Below are 25,073 nucleotides of genomic sequence, written 5' to 3' on the forward strand. Positions count from 1 at the left end.
TCCACCGCTCAAACGACCAAGACAACCAAGGCGGCCGCCGATACAACCAAATCTGGGATAGGTCCGCACCCCAGACAACCCAGGTCCCACACGCCCACCAACAAAACTGACGCGCACCCGGGGAGCCTGGCTTTGGTGGCGCCCGCCGTTACCCTGGGCTTGACGCTGGCGCCTCGGATAGCGCAGGTGTTCCGCGCGTCTTTGTTGGAAACGGCCACCCAAGAGCACGTGCGCGCGGCTTGGCTCAAGGAGATCTCGCTCAGGCACCTGCGCTGGCGGCACATTTCCGCCAATTCTCTGGGGCCCGTGTCAAGTGTGATCGGACTGGAGTTGGGCGGCCTTTTGGGCGGCGCGGTCATTACGGAGTCGCTGTTCAATTGGCCGGGAGTCGGCACCGTCACGGTCCAGGCGATCGAATACAAGGATTACCCCGTCGTAGTTGCGGCCGTGGTCGCCATAGCCGCATTGTTCATAGCCATCAACACCGCGGTGGACCTGGTCAATCGCCGTCTTGATCCGAGGACGGCGGTTAGCCTGTGAACCGCTCGTGGACAAAACTAGGTGTTGGCCTGGCCCTTGTGATTCTTCTCCTTGTGGTCTCCGCGTTGGCTCCCTGGTTGGCGCCGCATAACCCGGAGGAGATGAACCTGCTGGGACGCTACGCGCCGCCGTCGGCCGAGTTTCCTTTTGGGACCGACGACCTGGGGCGTTGCGTCCTTTCACGGGTCATCTGGGGCGGTCGGCCGGTGTTGGCGGTCACCGTGGCGGCCACCGCGCTCTCAGTCGCGGCGGGCGTGATCCTGGGCGCCCTGACAGTGGGCAATCGCTGGCTGGATATCGTTCTGACGCGTTTGGCCGACGTCCAACTGTCGATCCCGGGTCTGGTCCTCGCGCTATTGGCTGTGACGCTGCTGGGCACCAGCTTGGTGAACATAGTCGTGGTGCTGGCGTTGACGGCGTGGCCGCTGCACTTCCGGGTCGTTCGGACCCATTGCCGGATGGTCAAACGGCTCCCGTTCGACGAGGCGTCGGTGCTGGCGGGAACCAAGTGGCCGCGCCGCGCGATCGACAACTATCTGCCCGGGATCGCGTCGGTGCTGGCGGCCACGGTCGGGGTCAACGCCGCAGGGTCCGCCTTGGCCACGGCAGGACTGAGCTATTTGGGGCTGGGCGTCACCCAAGCCGACTGGGGACACATGATCGCCGCGACTAAAGGCCATTTGGCCGATGCCGTGTGGGCGCCCGGGTTTCCCTCCCTCGCCTTGGTGGCCCTGCTGTTGGGCATCCAGTTGATCGCCGCGAACCGCTCTGGGGCGGCGCTCGTCATTGGAACGGAGAAGACATGAGTGTTGCATTGTCGCCGGCCGCTGGCCGGCTAGGCGCGGCCGATCTTCCGCCGCGCGGCTTGCTGCAGGTGGAGGGGCTGTCGGTGGTTGCCGTCAAACGGGACGGAACTAAGGCTTTTCTGGTCGACAACCTGTCGTTTGCCGTGGCCGCCGGTTCGACCCACGGGCTGGTGGGCGACTCGGGCTCCGGAAAGTCGATGACGGCCAACGCGATCGCCGGCATCCTGCCGCCACCGCTAAGGGCCACGGGTTCGGTGGTGCTGAATGGCTTGTCAATCCTGGGGGAGGTCGGTGAACTGGCCAGGCTTCACCGCGCGCAGCGCCTCGGTTTCGTCTTCCAAAACCCGAAGGCGGCTTTGAATCCGAGGCTGCCCATTGGGACGCAGCTTCGCGAGGCCCTCGCGCCGGGTGACCGGCGGTCCACGGCGACGGCGTTGAAACGGGTGATAGGGCTGTTGGACGAGGTCCGCTTGCCGAACGCGGCTCAGCGGTTGACCGCCTATCCGCACGAATTGTCCGGCGGGCTGGCTCAACGTGTTGTGATCGCGTTGGCCCTGGCGCGCGACCCGTCGCTCTTGATCGCGGACGAACCGACCACGGCTTTGGACACGACCATCCAAAAGCAGATTCTGGACCTTGTCGACCAGTTGCGGCGGGAGCGAGGTCTGGGCGTCCTGTTGATCACGCATGACATTGGGATCGTGGCGGACCGCGCCGACAGGCTAACCGTGCTGGAAGACGGCCGGGCGGCGGAACAGGGGGACACAGGCGCCCTCTTGATTCGCGGCGCGGCGCGCTCGCCGGTCACACGCGCCTTGGTTTCGGGCTCGATCGGGTTGGCGCGAGTGAGCACGCCGCCCGTGGACGGTTCTGCGGCTGAGAGTGAAGACGTGTATGTGGTGTCTGACGCTCGCCGGTCTTTCGACACGAAAGGCCGGCGAGCCAGCCACGTCACCGCGCTGGACGGCGTCAATCTGACAATCCAGAGTGGCAAGTCGGTGGGGATCGTGGGCGAATCCGGCTCGGGGAAGACAACGCTGGCGCGGGTCTTGGTGGGTTTGGAACGCCTCGACGGCGGATCGGTGACTTACATGGGGCAACCCCTGGGACAGCTGTTGGGGAGAAGCCGCAAGGCTTGGCGGGCGGAGGTGCAGTTTGTCAACCAGGATCCGTGGGCCGCGCTCAACCCTCGCAGGAAGCTGGGACATTCGATAGCGGAGCCGCTGGCGGCAGGCGGTTGGAACGCCACCGCCAGAGCTGAACGTGTGAGCGAGGTGATGGCAGCGGTCGGGCTTGAAGCCGACCTGGCAAACCGGTTTCCGGGGCAGTTGTCCGGCGGGCAACTCCAGCGAGGTGTCATAGCGCTCGCCCTGACCCTGCGTCCAAAGGTGCTGATCGCCGACGAACCGGTCGCTTCGCTTGACGTGACGGTGCAAGCCAGGGTGATCGCCCTCTTGGAGGAGCTCCGCGACCAGTTTGGCCTCACCTATGTGCTCATCTCGCACGACTTGAGAATTGTGCGGCGCCTTTGCCTCGAGGTCGTTGTGATGACCGAAGGCCGCGTGGTCGAACGCGGCCCGGTCGGAAGGGTCCTCAATGCCCCGAGTCATCCCTATACCCGCAAGCTCGTGGACGCGGTCCCAGGACTGGGCCTCGCCACCACTCAGAAAGGAAACTCCACACCATGATGAACAAAACGATTCGCGGCAGACTCCGTCTGCCTGTGGCGACCGCCCTGGCCGCCGCCTTAGCCTTGAGCCTGGCCGCGTGCAACGAGGAGCCGAACAAGCCCGCGGCGGCAACGGGCGGCGCGGAAAGCCCCGGCCAAAACACCGATCGGGAAGTTGTAATCGCCTCCTATGCCGGATGGACGTCGCTTGATCCGGCGATCGGAGGCGGAATCCGGGACCTCAGCTTGCTCAGGTCGCTCTATTCGGCTTTGACGCAAACGGACAATCAAGGACGACTGCAACCGGACGCCGCGACCAGTTGGGAGCGCACGGAAGACAACGTCTGGCGGTTCGCCCTCCGCCAGGGGTTGGTGTTCCCGAACGGCGAAAAGCTGGACGCGGCCAATGTGGTCTGGAACCTGAACCGGCAACTCCACGACACCCCCAAGCCGGGCAACTGGATTTCGGCCTCAATCAGCAACATCACCGACATTCAGGCTGACGGCGACTATGCGGTGCTGGTCAGCACGGAAGAGCCGGATCTGCTGCTGCCGCAGCGGCTGAGCGGCATCTACCTGGTGTCGAAAGAGTTCGCGGCCAGCCACGATTTGAACACTGAAGCGCTGGGCACTGGTCCCTACGACCTGGTCAGCTTCGCCCCGGATTCGGAGGTCACTCTCAAAGCCAAACCCGAGTACTACGCGGGGGCCGCCGCTTTTCAGAACGTTCGCTTTGTGGTCACGCCGGACGTGGCCAACAAAATCAATGCGCTGAAGACCGGTGAGGTGGACCTCGCCAACATCATTGACCCGGCCGATTTCGAAGGACTTGAGCAGGCGGGCCTGGTGACGGGTTCGGTACCCTCCGCGCGGATCTATCTCCTGACGGTCAACACCAATATCAAGCCGTTGGACGACGTGCGGGTGCGCCAAGCCATTTCTCTGGCGATTGATCGGGAGTCCATCATTGAATCGCTCCTCTCAGGCTTGGTCGACCCGGCGCTGAACCAAAACATCTCGGCGGTGTATGACGCCTACAACGATGAGCTGGGCTTTCCGGAATACGACCCGGCCAAAGCCAAGGACCTGCTCAAGCAGGCGGGCGTGGATGACGGTTTCGAGGTCGAGATCATCTCCTCCCAAGGCGGGTCGATCGCGAATGAACAGATCATCCAGGTGATCGGGCAGCAGTTGGGGGAGATCGGGATCACCGCCAAGGTCTCCACGCCGCCCTCGTCCGTGTTGATGGAGCGCCTCACCAGTGGCGAGACGGCGGCGGGGCTGACGCATATCGGCTTTATCGACACCGCCATAGTCGCGGGGGAGACTCTGAGGTACATAGGCGGCACGCACAGCCAATCCTGGACGGACGTGGCACCCGGTTACGACGAGGCGGTGGCGGCCGCTCGAAGCGCCAACACCGAAGAAGAGAAGGTTCAGTCCATAAAGGACGCGACTCAAGCGGCTCTGGACAACCAACAGACGATTTACCTTTGGCCAATCGCAGCGACCTACGCACACGCCAAGGACCTCAAATGGCAGGCCCGACCCGACGACTACATCCTGCCGTATGAGATCAAGGCCCTCTGACGCGTCCGCGCCCTTCACCAACCATCTATGAAAAGAGGAAGAAACCATGCCTTTGAGCGAATTAGCTGATTACATACCCTTCAAACGTGAGTTGCTGGCAACGCCTTCAGGGCCATCCGATCTGAAGCTCGCCGCCCGTGTGTCGGTCGAAGGAAGAGCCGGTGTGCGCAAAATCCGGATCCGGGACCACCTGATCGTGTCCGATGTCCGGCATGTCGGCGGCGGTTCGGACCTTGGGCCGATTCCCGGCGAATTGGGGTTGGCGGCCCTGGCGGGCTGCTTGAGCCACGGCTATGTCATCCAAATTGCCAAACGTGGCTACGAACTGCGCAAACTCGAAGTGGCGGTGGAGGAGGAGCCCACCCCTGACGGCTTCGACACCCCAATTGGGCTGGTCTACCACGTGACCGTGGACACTGACGCCCCCGAGGCCGAGCTTAAGGAGATTTTCGATGTTGTGGCGGAGAAGAGTTTTGTGCACAGGCTGCTGGCCGCCCCGACTTCCATTCGGGGTGGAATCACCAACGAGCGACAGGACGCTCGGTGAACGCCCCGGCCCGACCGGCCGCCGACTACCCTTACCTGTTGCGAGGGCTGGACTTGCCGGACCACTTGACGGCGCGGGCGGAGGCCGCCAAGGCCGCCCTCCGTCCTGACGTTGACGCGCGCGAGGTGGCCGGTGGCGCGCCCGAATTTGAAAAGCAGGTCTTGCGGGACAACGGGCTGCTGATCGGACCGTGGGCGGATGGCGGACCCGAAACATGGGGTGAACTCTATGGGGTTCTCGCTGAAGTCGGCACCGTCGATCCGTCAGCGGCTTGGCTGGCGGGGTACCACCACCAGCATGTCTTGTTGCTAATCGAATCAGGTAATGAGGCATTGGCCCAGTGGGCGGTCAGGGAAACCGTCGCCAACGGCTGGCTGTGGTCGGGCGCCAATCATCCCTCCGGTCAAAGCGAGAGCACGGTGGTCCAAGTCGAGGGCGGCTGGCTGCTCAACGGGCGGAAGGATTTCGCCACCGGCAGCTTGGTGGGAGATCAATTCATCATCCAAGAGCGTTTTCCAACGGAGGCGGAGCCCAAACGGCGCGTGGCCTTGGTGGTGGACGGCCACTCGCCCGGACTCGTCCCCTTGAACAATTGGGAAGGCATCGGCATTGTCCGGTCGTCCTCGAACTCCATCGAACTGCGCGATGTGTTTGTGCCGGAGAGCAAGTTCATCAAGTTCAGTTCGCTCGAGTCGGGGCCGCCGCTGGTGTCTGAAACAGCGGCATCGCCGGCGTTTCAGCTGATGTTCGTCAATGTCTACCTGGGCATTGTGATCGGCGTGCTCAGGCGGGCCTACGACTTCCTGCACGGTGACAACGCCGGCCAACCTGACCGGCGCCTTTCACTCAGCCAGGTGCAGGAGATCTTCGGCGAATTGGTCGGCCAAGCGGGCTTGCTGCGTTCGGGGCTGCTCTACGCGAACGAGAGCCTGGACCGGTATCTCAAGGCGCCCGGCGACGCGCGAGCCGTCGACCGCCTGAACCTTGACGTCGCGGCCTTGAAAACGCCCGCCCATCAAATTGTTGTGGACGCCACCACCAAGATCTTCGAAACGGTTGGTTCGCGTGGCGCCGTCAATAGCACTGGTTTCGACCGCTATTGGCGGGACGCTCGCCATCACACTTTGCATGGCGAACAGCGAGCGGCCTACCGGAACCTGGGAGTCCACGCCCTCGCGGTTTCTCAGCCCTGAGCGTGGCCAACGGACCAAGTGGACGCCCAATCCATCTCATCAACCAGCAAGGAAGACAAATGCCAACACTCAATCGCGCCGACCTCTCGGCCGCCATCCGCAACCGGTTTGCCATCCGCGAATACGACAAAGACAATCCCGTCAGCCCGCAAGACCTCGATTTCATCCTGGAGGCGGCGCACTTGGCGCCCTCCTCGATGGGCCTTCAACACTGGAACCTGTTGGTGATCACCGATCACGCCCTGTGGGACAAGCTCAAGCCCGTGGCGGGTGGCCTGCACAACTCCCTGGACGGCGCCAGCCACCTGGTCATTTTCACGGTGGTGGCGCCTGATCGATTGCGGCCGGGCGGCGAGCACACCCTGGGCCTTTGGCGAGCTTGGGGGCATAAGGGCGAAAGCCTTGAGCGGCGTCGCAGCAACTTGGAGGCTTTTCTGCGGGAGAACCACAAGATCCGAACTGATCGCGAGGTTATCGACTGGGCCGCGCGTCAGGCTTACATCGCGTTGGGCAGTTTGATCCAAGCGGCAGCCCTGGTGGGGGTCGACAGTTGCGCCATCGAGGGTTGGGTCCCGGCCGAGGTCAACCGGGTGTTGAGCGAGGCCGGAGTCATCGACCTCAGCCACGAGCTCGCGGTTGTCGGGGTGGTCTTGGGCCACCGCGCCGGCCCTCCGGACCATGAGCGCCGCCGCCGCCCAAAGGACGAGGTGATTCGTTTCGTCCGCGGGGCCTGACAAAGAATCAGGCGGCCGCCCGCCGTGCTCCTTTCCGGGTGTGGTCCCCAGGCCGGTGGTAATGTCCAACACGTGCAAACTCCCCCGGACGCCTTCCGCTTCCGGTCAGGTTTCGCCTGCATTGATTTGACGGCCACTTTCGCCTGGCATGGACGGCTGAGCGGTCAGGACCGCCTGGCCCGCCCGGCTGACCTAGAGGCGTGGCTCGCCGCCAGCCCACTCGGTCCCACGGTGAGCGCCGCCACCGAGGACGACCTGAAATTGGCCCGCGAACTGCGTGGGGCCATTTACCAGTTGGCTTCGGCACCGCACTTTGGCCGCGCTGTCAACGCACGCGACGTGGAGTACCTGAACGCCGCCGCCGGGGAGCCGGTGCGGGGTCCAAGGTTGGTCGGGGATGGCTCGCCCTTCCAGACTGCGGACATCGACGCGCCAAGGGAAATGCTCGGCGTGCTGGCACAGCAAGCGGTTCGCCTGCTCGGCGGCCCGCTGCAGGGGCGCATCAAGGAATGCGCTTATCCGCCGTGCTGGTGGTTGTTTGTGGATCGATCACGGTCAGCCAACCGCCGGTGGTGTTGTTTGCAGTGCGGGCAGCGGGTCGCTTCACGCAACTACCGGTCCCGCCGCCACGGCCGACAACCTGCTGCGGGCGCGTAAACGACGAAAACGGGGACGGTACCTATTTCCGGCTCGCCGGAAATAGGTACCGTCCCCGTTTTCCGGTTCTTAGGCGTTGGCGGCGCGCGTTAGGGCCTGGTCCAGGTCTGCCCACAGGTCGTCCACGTTTTCGATGCCGACCGACAGGCGGATCAGGCCTTCCGGGACGTCGATGAACTCGCCGGGCCAGCGCCGCCGGCGCTCCAGCATCGATTCGACCCCGCCCAGGGAAGTGGCCGGCGCCCAAGACTTGGTCTGCGCGGCCACGGCGTCCGCCGCCTTCGCGCCCCCTGCCAGCTCAATCGAGATGATGCACCCGAAGCCCGTCATCTGGCCCTTGGCCGTGGCGTGGCCGGGATGCGAGGCCAGCGACGGATGAATGACCCGCTCGACTGCGGCGTGCGACTCGAGCCGCCGCGCCAGGGTGGCGGCCGAGGCGTTCGACCGCTCGGTTCGCAAAGCCAGGGTCCTAAGGCCGCGCAGGAGCAGGAAACCGTCGAACGCGGACGGGGTGGCTCCGCGAATCCGGCGGAAGTCCCGCAAGGCGGTGTCCTGGTCCGCTGATCCCGCCACCGCGGCCCCCAGAATCAGGTCGCTGTGGCCGCCCAGGCACTTGGAGGCCGAATGGACCACCACGTCCGCGCCCCAGTCGAGGGGCCGCTGGCCCAACGGGGTGGCAATCGTGTTGTCGACCGCCACAATCGCGCCGACCTCGTGCGCGGCGGCCACCAGCGCGGGGCCGTCGGCGATCTCCAGCAGCGGGTTGGTCGGCGTCTCGATCCAGAGCATCGCGGCCGGGGCGCTTCCCTCGCCGCCGGCCAGCGCCGCGATCACGTCTTCGGTGCGGTCGATCGGCAGGGTGGACAGCCGGATGCGCCCGTGGGAGGCGAGTTCGCGGGCCAGGGCCAAGGTGCCGTTGTAGGCGTGCGACGGCATCACCAGGCGCCCGCCCATTGGCATCAGCGAGAAGGCGGCGTCGATCGCGGCCATGCCGGATGAGAACAACACCGCGTCGTGCGGGCCGCCCTCGAGCAGGCCGATCACCTGTTCGGTCGGGTGGTTGGAGGGATTGTCATAACGGGCGTAGGACGGCTCCCGCTCGCCCGGAATGCCTCTCGAAATAAAAGTGGAACTGAACAGCACCGGGGGATTCACAGGTTCGCCCTGCTCCCATTCGGGCCTGCCGGCGGCTACCACCGCCGTGTCGGGGGACAAATCCGCATAGAAACTACGGGCAAGTGCCATGACTGTAGAGTCTACGGCCGTCCCGGCGGGCGAAACGAGGCAACAGATAACAAAACGGCCACGGCTTGCGGGGCTGCCAGACGGCATCGGCGGACCGGGCGGACTGAGCGGACCAGACGGCATCGGCGGACTCGGCGGACTTGGCGGCCGTTCGGCGTTGTTCGCTGACGGCTCCGCCCGGCGCGAACGGTTGACGACCGCCAGACGTGGGCGCGCTGTTACGGTATTTGGCATGTGCGGAATCATTGGCTACGTGGGCCCGGTCGACTCGGGACGCCCGCTGGAGGTGGCGCGCGAGGCCCTGGCGCGGCTGCAATACCGGGGCTATGACTCCGCCGGGATTGTGGTGGCGAACGCGCGGGGCCTGCACTTTGTGAAGAAGGCCGGCAAACTGTCCGTGCTTGAGGAGGCGTTGGAGGCCCAGCCCCTGCCCCCCGCGACGGCGGCGATTGGGCACACCCGTTGGGCCACCCACGGCGGCCCAACCGACGTCAACGCCCATCCGCACCTGAGCGAAGACGGCTCGGTGGCCGTGGTCCACAACGGCATCTTGGAGAACCACCAGGCGCTCCGCGCGGAACTGATGGGGGCGGGCGTCGCCTTCCAGTCGGAGACCGACACGGAAGTGGCCGCCCATCTGCTGGCCCGCGCCTATTCCGAACTGGGGGACCTGCCGGAGGCGATGCGGGCGGTGGCGCGGCGGCTCGAGGGCGCGTTCACGCTGCTGGCGGTGGCGGGGGACAATCCCCACCTGGTGGTCGGGGCCCGGCGCACGTCGCCGCTGGTGGTAGGACTGGGGGAGGGGGAGAACTTTCTCGGCTCGGACGTGGCCGCGTTTGTCGCCCAAACCGACCGGGCCCTCGAACTGGGCCAAGACCAGGTGGTCACCATCACCCCGACCAACGTGACCGTGACGGATTTCGACGGCCGGGCGGTCCAGCCGCGCGAGTTCACGGTGGACTGGGACGCCTCCGCGGCGGTCAAAGGCGGTTTCCCCACTTTCATGGACAAAGAGATCCACGACCAGCCGGACGCGGTGCGGGACACGCTGCTGGGCCGCCTGACGCCGAACGGCCAGTTGCAACTGGACGAATTGCGGGTGGACGAATCTCTGCTTCGGTCGGTGGACAAGATCGTGGTGATCGCCTGCGGCACCGCCGCCTACGCCGGCCATGTCGCCAAGTACGCCATTGAGCACTGGTGCCGCATCCCGGTCGAGGTCGAATTGGCGCACGAGTTCCGTTACCGGGACCCGGTGGTGGGCGCGAAGACGTTGGTGGTGGCGATCTCCCAGTCCGGGGAGACCATGGACACCATCATGGCCATCCGCCACGCCCGCGAGCAGGGCGCGAAGGTGATCGCGGTGGTCAACACCATGGGCTCGACGATCGCCCGTGAATCGGACGCCGCCCTTTACACGCACGCCGGGCCGGAGGTCGCGGTCGCGTCCACGAAGGCCTTCCTGGCGCAGATCACCGCCACCTACCTGCTGGGGCTTTACCTGGCCCAACTGCGCGGCACCATGTTCCCGGACGAGATCCGGTCCGTGCTGCGCGAACTTGAGGCCATGCCCGCCAAGGTGCAGCGGGTGATTGACGGCGAAGGCGCGATCAGGGCGCTGGCGGACCGGATGAAAGACGTCAGCTCGGTGCTTTTCCTGGGCCGGCATGTGGGCTATCCGGTGGCCATGGAGGGTGCCCTGAAGCTCAAAGAACTCGCCTACATCCACGCCGAGGGGTTCGCGGCGGGGGAGCTGAAACACGGCCCGATCGCCTTGATCGACCAGGGCCAGGCCGTGTTTGTGGTGGTGCCGAGCCCCAGGGGCCGCGACGTGCTCCACGACAAGGTTTTGTCCAACATCCAAGAGGTCCGCGCCCGCGGCGCCCGCACTTTGGTGGTGGCGGAGGAAGGCGACGACGCGGTGGCCCAGCACGCCGAAGCCGTCTTTTGGGTGCCGCAGACGCCCACGCTGCTGGCCCCGTTGGTGGCGGTGGTGCCGTTGCAGATCTTCGCGTGCGCGTTGGCCACGGCCAAAGGCTTGGACGTGGACCAGCCGCGCAACTTGGCCAAGTCGGTTACCGTCGAGTGACGGCCGGTTGGCCCGGCGGCGGCTGCCCGCGGCTCCGCCCCGCTTGGCGGTTTGCCCGCCTGGTCGTTCGGTTGTTCAATCGCAAAAGGGGGTAAACAGATGGGATTCGACGATGCCGCCGCGCTCGCTTGGGTGAACGGCCAGTTGACGCCCGCGGGGCAGGCGACCTTGCCCTTGCTGGACCACGGCATCACCGTGGGGGACGGGGTGTTCGAGGCGATAAAGGTGGTCAACGGCCGGGTTTTCGCGCTGACCAGGCATATTCGCCGGATGGCCCGCTCCGCCGCTGGGCTGGGGCTGGAGTTCCCCGGCGAGGACGTGGTTCGGCGCGTTGTGGCGGAGGTGGTGGAGGCGAACGCCGCCCTGCTGACCGGCCCCGCCGACGTCCTCAGGATCACCTTGACGGCGGGCAGGGGAGCCGTCGGGTCGTCCCGCGTGGCCGGCGCCCGGCCATCCCTGTTCGCGTTGGTCACCAGCCATGACCTGGAACCAGCCACTACCAGCGTGATCACCGTGCCGTTCACCCGCAATCCGCATGGCGCCCTGGCCGGGTTGAAGACCACTTCCTACGCCGAGAACGCCTTGGCGTTGGCGTTGGCCCAGGCCGCCGGCGCCTCCGAGGCGCTGTTCCCCAACACCGAGGGTCGGTTGACCGAGGGCACCGGGTCGAACGTCTTCCTGGTGTTGGACGGGCGGTTGGTCACCCCGCCGCTCGCCGACGGGCCGCTGGGCGGCGTGACCCGCGACCTGCTGCTGGAGTGGACGGACGCGGTCGAGGAGTCTGTGCCGATGGCCGCGTTACGGGAGGCGGAGGAGGTCTTCATCACTTCGACCGGGCGAAACGTGCAGGCGGTGGTGCAAATCGACGGCGTGGCGGCGGGTGGCGGCCGGCTCGGCCCGGTCACGCGCCGGGCGGCGGAGGCGTTCGCGGCGGGTCAGGCCCGCAGCTTTGACCCGGCGTAAAGCGCAATTCTCCCCCGATTGCGAATAGGCTAGCAACGATGATTTCCAGTTATACCGCCGCTCAAGTCGATTCCGCCGAGAGGGCCGTGATGGAGCGGCTCCCGCAAGGCGAGTTGATGGCCCGCGCCGCCCAGGCGGCTGCCAATGTGATCCTGGGAGAGCTCCGGAAACGGCGCGGCAACGCAGCGGGAGGCACGGTCTTCCTGCTGGTCGGCACCGGCAACAACGGGGGCGACGCGCTGTTCGCCGGGGCCCGGCTGGCGGGCCGGGGCGTGGCCGTGACGGCGGTGGCCGTGGGCGTCCGCGTCCACCAGGCGGGACGGGCCGCGTTCGAGGCGGCCGGCGGCCGCCTGCGCACCATCGCGGAGGGCGGGCCCGGCATTTACACGCCGATCGAGCAGGTCGCCGAACAGGCCCGCGGCTGCGACGTGATTGTGGACGCGCTGCTCGGCATCGGCTCGCGCGGCCCCCTCTCCGGGCATTCGGCCGCGCTGGTCACCACCCTGATTGTGGAGGCCGGGCTGGACGCGCCGCTGCGCTACCGGCGCCAAACGCGGCCCACGGTGGTGGCTGTGGACTTGCCGAGCGGGATCGGCGTCGATGACGGCTCGGTGGGCGGACAGGTTTTGCCGGCGGACGTGACGGTGACCTTTGGCGCTTACAAGCCGGCGGCGCTGCTGCCGCCCGCCTCGGGGCTGTTCGGGAGGGTCGAACTGGTCGACTTGGGCCTGGCGCCGCACCTGGAGGAGGCGGGGGCGCCCACGGCCCGGCGGATTCAGGCGGCCGACGCGTTGGGGCTGTGGCCGGTGCCGCGCCGGTCGGACCACAAGTACAGCCGAGGCGTGCTCGGGGTGGTGGCCGGTTCGGAGACCTATCCGGGCGCGGCGGTGCTGACCACGGCCGCCGCCGTCGCCACCGGCGTCGGCATGGTGCGTTACCTGGGGCCGGACCGGGCGGTGGAACGGGTGCTGTCGCGGCGGCCGGAGGTGGTGCCGGGCGGCGGGCGCGTGAACGCGTGGGCGCTGGGGCCCGGCGTGGCCCCCGGCGCGGATGACCAAATCTCCCGCATTGGGCGGGCGTTGAAGTGGGCCAAGGCCGAACGGGTCCCGTCGGTGCTGGACGCCGGAGGGTTCCAGCTTCTGCCGGAGGCGCCCGCTCGGCTTGACCCGTGGATCATCTTGACGCCCCACGCGGGCGAGATGGCCACGTTGCTGAGCGACCGGGGAGTGGCGACCGAGCGCTCCCAGGTTGAGCGGCAGCCGGTGGCCTACGCCAAGCTCGCGGCCGAGTTGGTCGGGGGCACCATCTTGCTGAAAGGCCCGGCCACTGTGATCGCGGGCCAGGACGATTCGCTTTACGTGGAGGACGAGGGCACCCCGTGGCTGGCCACGGCGGGCACCGGCGACGTTCTGACGGGCCTGATCGGCGCGCTGCTGGCCGGACACGGCGACTCGGTGGCGATTGTGCCGGAGCTCCCGGCCCAACTGGCGGCCTTGGGCGCCATGGTCCACGGCCGGGCGGCGGTCCGGGCGTGCGGCGCGGACGCGGCCGCCGGCTCGATCGGCAAACCGATCGCCGCCCTGGACGTGATCCAGGCCCTCCCGGACACAATCGAGTCCCTCCTCCGCCGCTAACCCAACGTAGGCCCACCCCCCATCCCCGCAGGTCTGCCCGTCCCCCTGTCGAGACGCTGGGGACGCACGTTTCCCCGGCCGCACGGGCACCCGTCCGGGCGTCGGCGGACGGGAGAACCAGGGGCGGGCCAGTCGGTAGGATCGACGGCCATGAGCCACTCGCGCCTGATCGTGGACCTCGGGGCCATCCGCGCCAACGCCGCCCGTCTGCTTGAAGCCGCCAACGGCGCCGAGTTGATGGCGGTCGTCAAAGCCAACGCCTACGGGCATGGGGCCGCGCCGGTGGCCCGCGCGGCCATCGAGGCGGGGGCCTCCTACCTGGGGGCCGCCCAGTTGGCGGAAGCGCTCGACGTGGCCGCGGCCCTGGGCGCGGCGCGGCGCGGCGCGCGAATCCTCGCCTGGATCTACGGGCCGGACGCCCCCTTTGGCGCCGGGATTGAAAACGGGATTGAACTGGGGGTCTCCTCCGAACCGGCCCTGGACGCCATCGCGGAAGCCGCCCGCGCGCTGGGGGAACCGGCCGTGGTCCATCTGAAACTCGACACGGGCCTGGGGCGGGCGGGCGCGCCGCGCGACCGCTGGGAGGGCCTGGTGCGCCGGTCGCTGGCGTTGGCCGCAGAGGGCGCCGTCGAACTGCGGGGCGCCTGGAGCCACTTCGCCTACGCGGACGATCCGGGGAACCCGACCATCGCCGCGCAAATGGAGGCCTTCGCAGACGGGCTGGCGCTGGCGGAGCGCCTGGGCGCCAGCTTCGAGGTGCGCCACCTCGCCAACTCGGCGGCTTTGTTGACCGGCCTGCCGGTCACGTACGACCTGGTCAGGCCCGGTTTGGCGCTGTACGGCCTGAGCCCTGTCCCGGAGGTGGCCAGCCCGGCCGAATTGGGCCTCAGGCCCGCCATGACCTTCGAGTCTTTCCTGTCCCTGGTCAAGACCGTTCCGGCCGGGCAAGGGCTGTCCTACGGGCACGCCTACGTGACGCCCGTCCGCACGGTCACGGGGCTGGTGCCGCTCGGCTACGCGGACGGGATCCCGCGCGCCGCCTCCAACGCGGGCCCGGCGCGGGTGGGCGGCCGCAACCTGAAGGTCGCCGGACGGGTCTGCATGGACCAGTTCGTCCTGGACCTCGGCCCGGACGCCCCCGACCGGGCGGGCGACCGCGTGGTCCTCTTCGGGCCCGGAGCAGACGGAGAACCCACCGCCCAACACTGGGCCGATGCCGTCGGCACCATTTCCTACGAAATCACCACCCGGTTGCCCGCTCACCTCGAGCGGGTCTACGTGAACGCGTCCCCAGGGCCGGTGCCGCCGCCCGGCGGGGAGGCGACGTCCCAAGGGATTGGGGCGCGGCCGGGAGAGGGCGCGGAACCGGCGGGCACGGCCGCCCAGTCGCCGGATCGAGATGGCCGCCCCCGCGCGGGGGCGGAGCGTTGACCGCCGGCCCAACCGCCACTGTGGGGCTTCCCACGGCCGAGCACACCCGCGCCCTGGGGCGGCGCCTGGCCGGATTAACGCGCGCGGGCGACCTGCTGATTCTCTCCGGGGACCTGGGGGCCGGCAAGACCACGTTGGTGCAAGGTCTGGGCGAAGGGCTGGGTGTGCGCGGAAGGATTAGCTCGCCGACTTTTGTGATCGCCCGCTTCCACCCCGTCCTGGGTGCCGGGCCGGGCTTGCTGCACGTGGACGCATACCGTCTGGACGGCTTGGACCAGCTCGACGACCTTGACCTGGACACCGAGGCCGAGGCGGCCGTGACCGCCGTCGAATGGGGTGCGGGCCTGGCCGAGCGGCTGGCCGCCGACAGGCTGGAGATTACCCTCGACCGTCCCCACGGCGAGGGGGCTGGAAGGCAAGAGGAGCGGCGGGCGCGGCTGGACGGCATCGGGCACCGTTGGCGGGGCGTCAACCTGGCGGAACTGGCGAGCGTTGCCTCGCCCGCCGGTCCGGGCGGACGGGACGTGGCGGGTTAGGCGGGCGGGTCGTTGGGCGTCACCGCAGCGGCAGGTGCGGGCGGCTCCGAGGGCGGCACCTTGATCGCCATGGCGCCGCTGTCCAAGACGCTGTCCCAAGGCGGGCCCTCGGCGACCCACTCGTGGATGTCCTGGCGCTTGCGCTCCTTCTCCTCGTTGAGATACTCCAGTCCGGGTTGGAAGAACTCCAGTGGATTGCCGGTCACAAATTGAGTCTACGGGGGGCGGGCGGTCGGGCCGGGCGGAACGCGCGACAGCGGCAATCGGCGTGGTTAGGCTTGGGGGCGTGCCCCAAGCCCGTCCCATCGGCCTGAAAGCCGCCCTGATCCTGGCGGTCGCGGCCCAGTTGTCGGTTAATGCGGGCTCCGGGTTCGCGGTCAGGGCTTTTGACCTGGCCAGCCCGGCGGCCATGGTCGTTTTCCGGAACGGCCTGTCCGCGCTGGTGCTGCTGGTGGTGTTCCGGCCCCGGCTGCGCGGGATCAGCCGCGAGGGCTGGCGGGCGACAATCGCCTACGGGCTCTCCATGGTGGTCATGAACAGCTTCTTTTACGAGGCGATCGACCTGATCCCGGTCGGCCCGGCCGTCACCATGGAGATGCTGGGGCCGTTGGCCCTGTCCGTTGTCTTGGTGCGGCGCTGGCGGGCCTGGCTCTGGGCGGCGCTGGCGTTGGCGGGGGTCGCCACGCTGTCCGGGTTTTCGCTGGCCGGGGTCAACGTCTTGGGCACCGTTTTCATCCTGATCGCGGGAGCGGCGTGGGCTTGCTACATCCTCGCGGCCCGCTGGGTGGGACGGTGCTGGCCCAGCGGCGACGGCCTGGCGATCGGCCTGGCGGTGGCCGCCCTGGCCTCCTTGCCCCGCGGCCTGCCGGACCTGATAGCGCCCGCCGTGACGTTGGAGGCGGTCGGCTGGGGGGCCCTGGTAGCGCTGCTCGGCACCTTGGTGCCCTACGGCCTGGAGATGGTCGCCCTGCGCGGTATGTCGGCCGCCACCTTCGGCGTCACGAGCGCCCTGGCGCCAGCCTCGGCGGCACTGTTCGGCTGGATGATCGCGGGGCAGGGGATGGACTGGTGGGCTGCGGGCGGAATGGTCCTGGTCATGGCCGCGTCGGCGGGGGCCGCCCGCGACGAGGCCCTGGGGCGCGCCCTATAAGCTTCGAAGAGTGACCGATTCATATCTGCCCGGCCCGGTCCTGGGCCTCAGCGCCGCGGGGCCGAGCGCCGTGGGCCTGGCGGTCCCCGGCGAAGCCGACCGGTCGGCGACCCACGACCAGCCCAGAGCCCATGTCGAGTCCATGGCGCCAATGGTGGCGGAGGTGTTGGACCGGGCGGGATTGTCCCCGCGCGACCTGGCCGCCATCGCCGTGGGGCGCGGCCCCGCCCCGTACACGGGCCTGCGGATCGCCCTCGCCACTGCCCAGACGCTGGGCCTGGCGCTCGACCGTCCGGTTTGGGGCATTTCAGACTTGGACGTCCTCGCCGCCGATGCCGCCCGCCGCCTCCATCTCCAATCCGGCGTTTCCGTTTTGGCGGTTTTGGACGCCAAACGACGCGAGGTCTACTGGGCCCGTTACAGGGTTGACGCGGCCGACATGCTCGACGGGCTGACCAGGTTGGAGGGCCCGTCGGTGAGCGCGCCCGCGGTGGTCCCGGCGGCGTCAATCGTGGTGGGGCCCGGCGCGGAGCGCCACGCGGACCAATTGACGCCCGTGGTCGGCGAAGCCGTCGGCGTGGACCCGGCCCTGCTGGCCCGCCTGGCCGCTTGGCGGGCCGCCGCCGGCGCGCCGGTTCCCGCCCAGCCCATCTACCTGCGCCGCCCGGACGTGGCGGCGCCCGCGCCGCGTAAGCGCGCCACCCCGTGAGCGAGCCTGACGCTCCTCCAGGCCAGCCGCCTGAGAACCAGACGGTGGTGCGGGTGGCGCGGCCGGACGACATCGGACGTCTGGTCGAACTTGAGCGTGTGGCGTTCGGGACAGAGGCGTGGACGCCGGAAATGGTGGCGGGGGAACTGGCTGGCCCCCACCGCCGCTATTTCGTGGTCGAGGCTGGCGGCCGGGTGGTCGGCTACGCCGGCGTCTTCTTGGGGCTGGACGTCGCCGAGGTCATGACGATCGCGGTCGAACCGGCCGCGCGCGGGCTGGGCCTGGGCCGCCGGTTGATGGAAACCCTGCTGGATCAGGCGCGCCGGGGCGGGCTGAAGCAGGTCGTTTTGGAGGTCGCGGTCGATTCAGCACCCGCGATCGGCCTCTACGAGTCGCTGGGTTTCGCGCAGATTGGACGGCGGCCCCGCTACTACCAGCCCTCCGGCCGCGACGCCTTGGTGATGCGCCTGCGGCTGAGTTGACTGTGGGCCGGCTCGCTCCTCGGCTAGGGTATCGGGGTGCTTGATGACCCTTTGGTGCTTGGGATCGAGACCTCCTGCGACGAGACCGGCGTGGCGCTGGCGCGGGGCTTCGAACTGCTCCACGACACGGTCGCCTCTTCGGTCGAGGAGCACGCCCGCTACGGCGGGATTGTGCCGGAGGTCGCCTCGCGGGCCCATTTGGAGGCGATGACGCCCACGGTCCAAGCCACTCTGCGCGCGGCGGGGGCCGCGTTGGCGGACGTGGACGCGGTGGCTGTGACCGCCGGACCCGGCCTGGTCGGGTCCCTCGCGGTTGGCGTCGCCACCGCGAAAGCCCTCGCGTTGGCCCTGGGCAAGCCTCTTTACGGCGTTAACCATGTGATTGGGCACGCGCTGGTCGACCAGTTGGTCCACGGTGCGTTCGACGGCCCCGTGTTGGCGTTGGTGGTGAGCGGCGGGCATTCGTCGTTGCTCGTCATTGACGGCCCGGAGGTCCGCGAACTGGGCCAGACTTTGGACGATGCCGCCGGGGAGGCCTTCGACAAAATCGGCCGGGTTCTGGGTCTGCCGTACCCAGCCGGCCCGCACATCGACCGGCTGGCGCGCGGCGGCGATCCGCGCGCCATCGCCTTCCCCAGGGCGCTGACCAGGCGGCAAGACCTGGAGAAACACCCCTACGATTTCTCGTTCTCGGGGCTGAAGACCGCAGCGGCCCGGTGGATCGAAGCCGCCCAGGACGAGGGGCGGGAGGTGCCGTTGGGGGACTTCGCGGCATCGTTCGCGGAGGCGGTCGCGGACGTGCTGACGGCCAAGACGATCGCGGCGGCGCGGGCCTTCGGGCTTGGCACGGTGGTGATAGGCGGCGGCTTCTCCGCGAATTCGCAGCTGCGGGACAAGGCCGCCCAGCGCTTCGCGGAGGCGGGCTTGGCGCTCCGCATCCCGCCCGTCAAGTACTGCACCGACAACGGCGCCATGATCGCCGCGGCCGGCGCCCACGCCCTGCGCCACGGCCTGGCGCCGTCCGGGCTTGGTTTCGGCGCGGATTCGGCCATGCCGCCCACCCAACTGGTCGCCTGACGCCAACGGGACGGTGCTCGCCGCATTCGACGGGCATTCGACCGGCCGAGGGTCCGCTTCTATCTCGGCGAGGCGCCCCAAGTGAGTCAGGGCCGGAGGCTCGGCCTCTGCGGTGAGTCGGGGCAGGAGTCTCGCCGTGTTCGAGCCGCCGAGGGTCCGCTTCTATCTCAAACGGGCGGCCTGGGTGAGTCAGGACCCGACCTGCACCGCGTTCGAGGCGGCCCGAGCGGACGCGCTCACCCGCCTGGCCGGTTCGCCTCCATTTCGCGGACCAAGGAGGTCACCACCGGGCCCAGTTCGCCGGCGTGGGCGGCCGCGACCGCGCGTTGCCGCTGGTAGGACGCGCCCGCGGCGATGATCTGATGGATGAAGTCCAACTCTTCGAGGCAGTCCAGGCGCGCCGCCACCGGTTCGAGGCGCGCCAGCACCTGCGGCAAGTGCTCGGTGACCAACTGCTCGTCGCCGGCGCGGTTCAAGATGATGATGGCCTCCATGCCGTAGCGCGCCGACCGCCACTTGTTCTCCTGGACAAACCAGGTCGGCATGGTCGGCACGTCCTGGCCGGCGTCGAGCAGGGAGGAGAACTCTTCGACCAGGCATTGCACCAGGGCGGAAACCGCCGCGACCTCCCGCAGGGTGGGCAGCGAGTCGCAGACCCGCACCTCCACGGTGCCGAACCGGGGCGCGGGGCGGATGTCCCAGCGGATCTCGTTGAACACGTCGATCACGCCGGTGTGGAGCATGTCGGCCACGTAAGCCTCAAGCTCAGGCCATTCGTCGAACTGGAACGGCAGCCCCGCGGTCGGCAGTTGCTGAAACATCAGGGCCCGATTCGAGGCGTAACCGGTGGCCGCCCCTCCCCAATACGGCGACGAGGCGGACAGGGCCTGCAAATGCGGCAGATAGCAGAGCAGACCCCGGACGATCGGCAGGACCTTGCGGCGGTCCTCGACTCCCACATGGGTGTGGACGCCGTAAATCAGCATCTGGCGCCCCCACCATTGCGTGCGGTCCACCAGCCGCAGGTAGCGCTCCTTGTTGGTGACGATTTGGCCCTCCCAGCGCGCGAACGGGTGCGTGCCCGCCGCCATCAAGTCCACCCGCAGCGGGTCCGCCGCCGCCCGGATCAGGCCGATCAACTGGTCGATGTCCGTGATCGCCTCGCGAATGGTCCGCGACGGCTGCGAGGCCGCCTCCACGGTGTTGAGCAGGAACTCTTGCAGAATCCCCGGGTAAGGTTGCCCGTCCGGCAGCCGCACGGACTCCAAGATGGTTTGGGCCACCTGCCGCAGGTCGCCCGAATCCCGGTCCACCAGCGCGACCTCCCATTCGATCCCGACCGTCGAGCGTGGCGAGGCGGCGAACGGCAATGTCATGGCGAGTCCTTCCGGGCGGTCAGGGGTTGAGCGATCACCACCGATTGTCGCGCACCCAGTCGCGTCAGGATGACAACGGCTGCCTCGTCGCCTTTCAGGGTCAGGCGTTTGCGCAGTTCGGCCGGGTCCACCGCGGTGCCGCGCTTCTTTACAACCACTTGCCCGATGCCGTGCTCCCGCAGATAGCCCCGCAACCGTTTCAGGTTGAACGGGAAGGCGTCTTGCACCCGGTAGCCGGTCAGGAACGGGTTTTGGGGATCCGCCGCGTCGGCCGTCACGTAAGCGATCCGGTCGCTCACCAGGGTCGCCGAGCCGAGGGAGGCGGCGGCCTCCGCGATCAGGGACGCGCGGATGACGGCCCCATCCGGCTCGTAAATGAACTCTTGGAGGGGACCGGTGGCCAGGCGCTCGACGGGGGCGCCCGCAGAGTCCGGGTGGTGGACCTGGAGCGGGCGGACGGCATCGGCGGCGGGGCTGGCCGGGCCGTCTTTCTGGCGGGCTGACGGCCGGGGGTCGGCGGGGGATGCAGGGACGGGGACGTTGGGTGGGCGGACGGCATCGGCGGCGGGGTTTGTGCCTCGCCAAGGCAGGCCTTGGGTCAGGTGGTGGGCGCGGCCGCGGCGGAGGACCAAAACGGTGCGAAAGGGGCCGTCGGCGTGCTGGCGGGCGGCGGGGGAGCGGAGGCGGCCGAACCAGAGGGCGGCCTCCACGACGTCGCCGTTCACTGAGACCCACTGGGCCTCGGCGGCGGGCGGGACGGCGCGGTGGGCAATGCCGGGCGCGACCTTCACCCCAAGCGGATGCGTGTCGGCCAGTTCAATGAGGCGGTCGAGGGGCGGATCGTAGGCGGCCGGGTCGAAGACGCGCCGGCCGGCGTCAGTGCGGCGGGAGGGGTCCGCGAAGAGGGCGTCGGCTTTGGAAAGGTCTTGTTCGAGGGAATCGGCGGCGACCACTCGCGCCTCGGGGAAGGCGGCCAGGTTCGCGCGGGCCACGGCGGCGGTGACGGGGTCGCGTTCGTAGACCGTCACCCGCAGGCCGAGGGCGGCCATGGCGAGGGCGTCCGCGCCGACCCCTCCGGTCAGGTCCGCCACATGGGTCCCCTCCGGCGCGCCGCACCCCAAGTAGCGCTGGGCGTGGCGGGCGGCGACCTCCAACCGGGTGGCCTGCTGCAACCCGTGGTCGGTGAACAGCAGCTGATCCGCGAACTCGCCGAACTTGGCGCGCGCCTTGGCCCGCAAGCGGCTCTGCGTGAGCGCGGCGGCGGCCAGTTTCGGGTCGACTCCGCGCTGGCGCAAGCCGTCTGACAGCTTGATGGCGAGCGCCGGGTCGTATTCGGGAAGCCTGGCAAGGAGATAACGGCCCTGGTCGGAGGTCAACAGCGCCACATCCTCCAGATCCACCGGTCCAGCTTAAGGCCGCGCAGGCCGGGAAGAGCCGGCCGGTCAAGCGGCGTCTTCGATTAGGCCCAGTTCGGCGCCGCTCCCGCTCGCTTCCCCCGGCCCATTCTGGCGGGGGCCAACGTACGACCTCAACTGGCGGCGGCGAGCACCTCCACCTGGTCGATCTCCTCCCCGTGCTGGTCGCGCTCGCGTTCAATGTCGTAGCGGTCCTGCGCGTTGAGCCAGTAACGCTCTGACAAGCCGAGCGCCTTGGACAGCCGCAGCGCTGTCGCCGGGGTGATCGATCGCTTGCCCGCCAGGATCTGGCTGATCCGGGTCTGCGGCAGGTGGCGTCGCGGCGTGGCTGCCGCTCCCGGATTTGGCGCGAGCGTGGCCGCCGCCGCACGGCGGTCGGGTGTTGCCCAAATGGTGTACAGTCTTGAGCGTGTCCAGCGCGCAGGTGGTGAAGAGCGAACGGTTGGCGGCCCGCGTCACGGAAGCGCAGAAGCGCCTGGTCGAGCGGGCGGCCAAGGCCGAGGGGACCTCGGTCGCCGATTTCACGGTCGCCGCGGCGGTGGAGCGCGCCCGCGAAGTCCTGTCAAACCGCACGCTGTTGGAATTGGAGCCGGCCGAATGGGAATCGTTCTGCTCGGCGCTTGACCAGCCGCCGGAGCCAATGCCGGGCCTGGTCGAACTGCTGCGCCGCCCCTCCGTCTTCGCGCCGTGACGCGGTTCAGCGCGCCTCAACCTTTGGCCGAATCGTGCCAGGTGGCGGATTTCGACTGCGGAGACGAATCGCTCAACCGCTGGTTGGCTAACCGGGCGTGGCGCAATCAGGTTGGGGGAGCGAGCCGCGCCTACGTGGCGGCGCCCCTCGGCGATCCGCTGGCGGTTGCCGGATTCTACGCGCTGGCGGCCGGTGAGGTCCGCCGGGTCGGCTTGCCCGGCCACGTGCGGCGCAACATGCCAGAACCGGTTCCCGTGGTGGTCCTGGGCCGGCTGGCAGTCGACCTCCGTTACCAGGGGGCGGGCCTGGGGTCCGCGTTGTTGGGGGACGCGGTCCGGCGGGCCGCGCGAGCGGCCGGCGTGATCGGCATCCGCGCCATGGTGGTCCAAGCCCTCGACGGCGCCGAGGACTTTTACGCGCGCCTGGGTTTCGCCGAATCGCCGCCCGGATCGGGGCGGTTTGTGGCGACCATAGCGCGGCTGGCCGCCTCCATGGCCGTGGCTGATCAGGCGTGAGACCAGGAGTGCCCAAGGATCAAGAGGCGGCCGCCAAGACCAGGTTGCGCGGTTTCACTTGACGTTTCCGTGCGTGCGGCGATGGCGTGGGCCGCGCGTCAACACGGCTCAAGTCGTAGACCGCCCGGACCGACCTGGCCGCTCAATCGTCCGTGGCATCATCCGGGGACACCGCGCTGCGGGCGTGCAACGCGGCGATGACGGCCGTCAGGCCGTGGGTTTTGAACGGGCTTTCGTTCAGCCAGCCGTGGAAACTGATCGGCTCGGCCGCCGCTTCCTGAGCCGCTGTCCATGCCTTTTCCACCTCCAGCAACGCCAAAGCTCCCTCGAGAATGCCGCGCATGACGGGTCCGTATGCCGCCGGGTCGGCCTCCACCAATGGTTTGAACCGTTCGGCCATGGCCGTCAGGTCGCCGGACGCCTCTTCCATGCGTCCCCGGTGCATCCAAGACTCCATCGTCTGGCCCAGCAAGGCCGTGGCAAGTTCGAGGTCCTCTTCGCCGAGCGCGAACTCACGCAGTTCGCGAAGTGCCTCCTCGGCCTCGTCGCCCTGACTCCCACATAAGAGCGTGTTGGTCCGCGACATCAGCGCGCGAACACGTTGGTCGAGGTCGACCTCGCTCGGGTCCGACGCCAAGATCTCACCGCGAAAACCATCAGCTTCCCCTGGGAGCCCGTGCGTTTCGAAGAAGCAACTCAAACGCCCCGAGGATCCCGATTCGAGCCCGTGGCGCCGCTCGACTGCCATCCCCTCCCGCAAAGTCTCAACGATCTCCCTGCGCGCCTCGGCGTTGGGCAGCCGCGATTGCAGGATTTCAGCCCGCATCCAGAATGAGTGCAGAATCCGCTGAAGATGCTCGCGGGCCGCCTCGGCCGGTGTTTCCTCGTCCGAATCCGCCGGCGCCGCAGCGTGAGCGAGGAATAACTCCAAGTCCTCCGGCGTAGGCGGTGTCAACTCGCCGGCCAGGCCTTCGGCGTCAAGTTCTTGCCATTCGGCCACCTTCAGCACGCGTTCGGCGGCTTCGACGTCGGCTTTCAGCCCGGCGAAGCTGAGGGCCTCGAGCGCCCCCGCCACGTCGCCCGCCTGGAACCGGCGGCAACCCTCCAGGTTGCGCGGTGTCACGCTCAGGGCGGGGGACAGATTGTCCATCACGTTCTCCATCAATTCCAGGAACTCGTTTTCTGCTTGATGGATGCGCTCGGCCAGCCTGTCGTGTTCGGCGTTGATCCGTTCCATTTCCCCGGCGGCACGCGGAATCTTGGCCAATTCGGCGTCTGTCAGTTGCCCATCCACTGCGGCGATCTGCCGCCGCAAATCGCCCAGACCCTCGAACTCGGCGTATTGCCGGGTCTTCGGCAAGTCGACCAACGTCTCGCCGTACGTGACCGCTTTGCCGTCGCGGGCCGCGAGCCACAGGTAACCGGAGCAATAGCCGTTGAATTTGACCGCCAGGCCCAGTTTGACGTCCTCCAAGGTGGCCCAGCTATAGGAGCGATGATGTCGGTCGTTCTCAATCTGGGCGCGGAACTCGGCCAATTCGGGCGTCATCTCTTGGCCGGGTTCGAGGTCCTTGAACCAGGCGGCCACCCAATCCCTGTCCCACGCCGCAGATTCGCAGGCGGCTTGCGCGGCGAGATACTCATCTTTGGCCTGTCGGCTGAGCTCCGTGCCGAACAAGAACAGCCACTGACCCGGCGGCTCCGCGACATGGTTCGGGTCGCCCGGCTCGGATTCCGGCAGGCCGTCCACCTGGCCCGTGACGGCAAACTCCACGTCCGCGTGCCGGTACGCCCGGCGCAGCCGACCGAGGAACACGGCCAACTCGGACAGTTCCTCCGCCAATTCGTCCATTGGAACCAAACGGAGAATGACCGTTTCCATGTCGGGGCACCCGGCCTTTCCTGGCTGGTCGACCAGTCGGCTTGGGCGAGAGCCCAAGCCCAAGCAGATGATACCGGCGGCGCCGGCGGCCGACGGCTCACTGCCGCAGCCCTATTGGGGGCGGAGCACGGCCCTGTCTTTG

25 protein-coding genes are annotated in these 25,073 nt (G+C 68.3%); 19 read left to right on the forward strand and 6 right to left on the reverse strand.

Annotated features, from left to right (window positions below; all coding sequences use genetic code 11):
• Positions 1-135 precede the first annotated feature (135 nt).
• From LBC97_14145 to LBC97_14180, 8 genes are all read left to right on the forward strand, one after another.
• Complete coding sequence (locus LBC97_14145; GenBank protein MDR2567169.1) at positions 136-540, forward strand: ABC transporter permease; 405 nt, start codon at positions 136-138, stop codon at positions 538-540.
• 38 nt (positions 541-578) lie between these two features.
• The gene (locus tag LBC97_14150) at positions 579-1,346 is read left to right on the forward strand and encodes an ABC transporter permease (protein ID MDR2567170.1); all 768 of its coding nucleotides are present in this window, start codon (positions 579-581) and stop codon (positions 1,344-1,346) included.
• Positions 1,343-3,034, forward strand: coding sequence for an ABC transporter ATP-binding protein (locus LBC97_14155; protein MDR2567171.1), 1,692 nt, complete (start codon positions 1,343-1,345; stop codon positions 3,032-3,034). Before LBC97_14150 ends, LBC97_14155 begins: the two co-directional genes overlap by 4 nt.
• On the forward strand, positions 3,031-4,605 hold the full coding sequence (locus LBC97_14160) for an ABC transporter substrate-binding protein (GenBank protein ID MDR2567172.1): 1,575 nt from the start codon (positions 3,031-3,033) through the stop codon (positions 4,603-4,605). Before LBC97_14155 ends, LBC97_14160 begins: the two co-directional genes overlap by 4 nt.
• A gap of 46 nt (positions 4,606-4,651) precedes the next feature.
• Entirely contained in the window at positions 4,652-5,152 is a 501-nt protein-coding gene (locus tag LBC97_14165) for an OsmC family protein (protein ID MDR2567173.1), read from the forward strand.
• On the forward strand, positions 5,149-6,345 hold the full coding sequence (locus LBC97_14170; GenBank protein MDR2567174.1) for a hypothetical protein: 1,197 nt from the start codon (positions 5,149-5,151) through the stop codon (positions 6,343-6,345). Before LBC97_14165 ends, LBC97_14170 begins: the two co-directional genes overlap by 4 nt.
• Positions 6,346-6,404: 59 nt before the next feature.
• Positions 6,405-7,079, forward strand: coding sequence for a nitroreductase family protein (locus LBC97_14175; GenBank protein ID MDR2567175.1), 675 nt, complete (start codon positions 6,405-6,407; stop codon positions 7,077-7,079).
• Between the two features lie 72 nt (positions 7,080-7,151).
• The gene (locus LBC97_14180; protein MDR2567176.1) at positions 7,152-7,736 is read left to right on the forward strand and encodes an ABATE domain-containing protein; all 585 of its coding nucleotides are present in this window, start codon (positions 7,152-7,154) and stop codon (positions 7,734-7,736) included.
• 69 nt (positions 7,737-7,805) lie between these two features.
• Here LBC97_14180 and LBC97_14185 read toward each other — a convergent pair whose 3' ends face one another.
• Positions 7,806-8,981 (reverse strand): PLP-dependent transferase, encoded by a 1,176-nt coding sequence (locus LBC97_14185; protein ID MDR2567177.1) that lies wholly within the window; start codon positions 8,979-8,981, stop codon positions 7,806-7,808.
• 232 nt (positions 8,982-9,213) lie between these two features.
• Here LBC97_14185 and glmS point away from each other — a divergent pair, with 232 nt between their 5' ends.
• The 5 genes from glmS (at position 9,214) to tsaE (ending at position 15,634) form a co-directional block, all read left to right on the forward strand.
• Positions 9,214-11,070, forward strand: a complete 1,857-nt coding sequence (gene glmS / locus LBC97_14190) for a glutamine--fructose-6-phosphate transaminase (isomerizing) (GenBank protein MDR2567178.1) — start codon at positions 9,214-9,216, stop codon at positions 11,068-11,070.
• 99 nt (positions 11,071-11,169) lie between these two features.
• Complete coding sequence (locus tag LBC97_14195; protein ID MDR2567179.1) at positions 11,170-12,033, forward strand: aminotransferase class IV; 864 nt, start codon at positions 11,170-11,172, stop codon at positions 12,031-12,033.
• A gap of 38 nt (positions 12,034-12,071) precedes the next feature.
• Entirely contained in the window at positions 12,072-13,667 is a 1,596-nt protein-coding gene (locus LBC97_14200) for a bifunctional ADP-dependent NAD(P)H-hydrate dehydratase/NAD(P)H-hydrate epimerase (protein MDR2567180.1), read from the forward strand.
• A 150-nt stretch (positions 13,668-13,817) separates the two neighbouring features.
• Positions 13,818-15,098 carry an alanine racemase gene (gene alr / locus LBC97_14205; GenBank protein ID MDR2567181.1) on the forward strand — a complete coding sequence of 427 codons (1,281 nt, stop codon included), beginning with the start codon at positions 13,818-13,820 and terminating at the stop codon, positions 15,096-15,098.
• The gene (tsaE, locus tag LBC97_14210) at positions 15,095-15,634 is read left to right on the forward strand and encodes a tRNA (adenosine(37)-N6)-threonylcarbamoyltransferase complex ATPase subunit type 1 TsaE (protein ID MDR2567182.1); all 540 of its coding nucleotides are present in this window, start codon (positions 15,095-15,097) and stop codon (positions 15,632-15,634) included. The genes alr and tsaE overlap by 4 nt, the downstream gene beginning before the upstream one ends.
• Here the strand turns inward: tsaE and LBC97_14215 are convergent.
• Positions 15,631-15,840 (reverse strand): hypothetical protein, encoded by a 210-nt coding sequence (locus tag LBC97_14215; GenBank protein MDR2567183.1) that lies wholly within the window; start codon positions 15,838-15,840, stop codon positions 15,631-15,633. The genes tsaE and LBC97_14215 overlap by 4 nt on opposite strands.
• Positions 15,841-15,920: 80 nt before the next feature.
• Here LBC97_14215 and LBC97_14220 point away from each other — a divergent pair, with 80 nt between their 5' ends.
• From LBC97_14220 to tsaD, 4 genes are read left to right on the forward strand one after another with little or no spacing between them, the layout of a single operon-like run.
• Complete coding sequence (locus LBC97_14220; GenBank protein MDR2567184.1) at positions 15,921-16,784, forward strand: EamA family transporter; 864 nt, start codon at positions 15,921-15,923, stop codon at positions 16,782-16,784.
• A 10-nt stretch (positions 16,785-16,794) separates the two neighbouring features.
• Positions 16,795-17,493, forward strand: a complete 699-nt coding sequence (gene tsaB / locus LBC97_14225; GenBank protein MDR2567185.1) for a tRNA (adenosine(37)-N6)-threonylcarbamoyltransferase complex dimerization subunit type 1 TsaB — start codon at positions 16,795-16,797, stop codon at positions 17,491-17,493.
• A complete protein-coding gene (gene rimI / locus LBC97_14230) occupies positions 17,490-17,975 on the forward strand; it encodes a ribosomal protein S18-alanine N-acetyltransferase (GenBank protein MDR2567186.1) in 486 nt (161 codons plus the stop codon). The genes tsaB and rimI overlap by 4 nt, the downstream gene beginning before the upstream one ends.
• A gap of 36 nt (positions 17,976-18,011) precedes the next feature.
• Entirely contained in the window at positions 18,012-19,052 is a 1,041-nt protein-coding gene (gene tsaD / locus LBC97_14235; GenBank protein ID MDR2567187.1) for a tRNA (adenosine(37)-N6)-threonylcarbamoyltransferase complex transferase subunit TsaD, read from the forward strand.
• Positions 19,053-19,288: 236 nt separating this feature from the next.
• On the opposite strand, the gene LBC97_14240 is transcribed toward tsaD, so the two are convergent.
• The 3 genes from LBC97_14240 to LBC97_14250 form a co-directional block, all read right to left on the reverse strand.
• Positions 19,289-20,428 (reverse strand): glutamate--cysteine ligase, encoded by a 1,140-nt coding sequence (locus LBC97_14240; GenBank protein MDR2567188.1) that lies wholly within the window; start codon positions 20,426-20,428, stop codon positions 19,289-19,291.
• Positions 20,425-21,828, reverse strand: a complete 1,404-nt coding sequence (locus tag LBC97_14245) for a class I SAM-dependent methyltransferase (GenBank protein MDR2567189.1) — start codon at positions 21,826-21,828, stop codon at positions 20,425-20,427. Before LBC97_14245 ends, LBC97_14240 begins: the two co-directional genes overlap by 4 nt.
• 128 nt (positions 21,829-21,956) lie before the next feature.
• Positions 21,957-22,235 (reverse strand): HigA family addiction module antidote protein, encoded by a 279-nt coding sequence (locus tag LBC97_14250; GenBank protein MDR2567190.1) that lies wholly within the window; start codon positions 22,233-22,235, stop codon positions 21,957-21,959.
• A 17-nt stretch (positions 22,236-22,252) separates the two neighbouring features.
• On the opposite strand from LBC97_14250, the gene LBC97_14255 reads away from it, so the two are divergent.
• Together LBC97_14255 and LBC97_14260 are read left to right on the forward strand one after the other, a co-directional pair.
• Positions 22,253-22,534, forward strand: a complete 282-nt coding sequence (locus LBC97_14255) for a DUF1778 domain-containing protein (GenBank protein ID MDR2567191.1) — start codon at positions 22,253-22,255, stop codon at positions 22,532-22,534.
• A complete protein-coding gene (locus LBC97_14260; protein ID MDR2567192.1) occupies positions 22,531-23,049 on the forward strand; it encodes a GNAT family N-acetyltransferase in 519 nt (172 codons plus the stop codon). Before LBC97_14255 ends, LBC97_14260 begins: the two co-directional genes overlap by 4 nt.
• A gap of 142 nt (positions 23,050-23,191) precedes the next feature.
• Here LBC97_14260 and LBC97_14265 read toward each other — a convergent pair whose 3' ends face one another.
• On the reverse strand, positions 23,192-24,931 hold the full coding sequence (locus tag LBC97_14265; GenBank protein ID MDR2567193.1) for a hypothetical protein: 1,740 nt from the start codon (positions 24,929-24,931) through the stop codon (positions 23,192-23,194).
• Positions 24,932-25,073: the final 142 nt, after the last annotated feature.

The organism is Bifidobacteriaceae bacterium (assembly GCA_031281585.1).
In the GTDB taxonomy this organism is placed as follows: domain Bacteria; phylum Actinomycetota; class Actinomycetes; order Actinomycetales; family WQXJ01; genus JAIRTF01.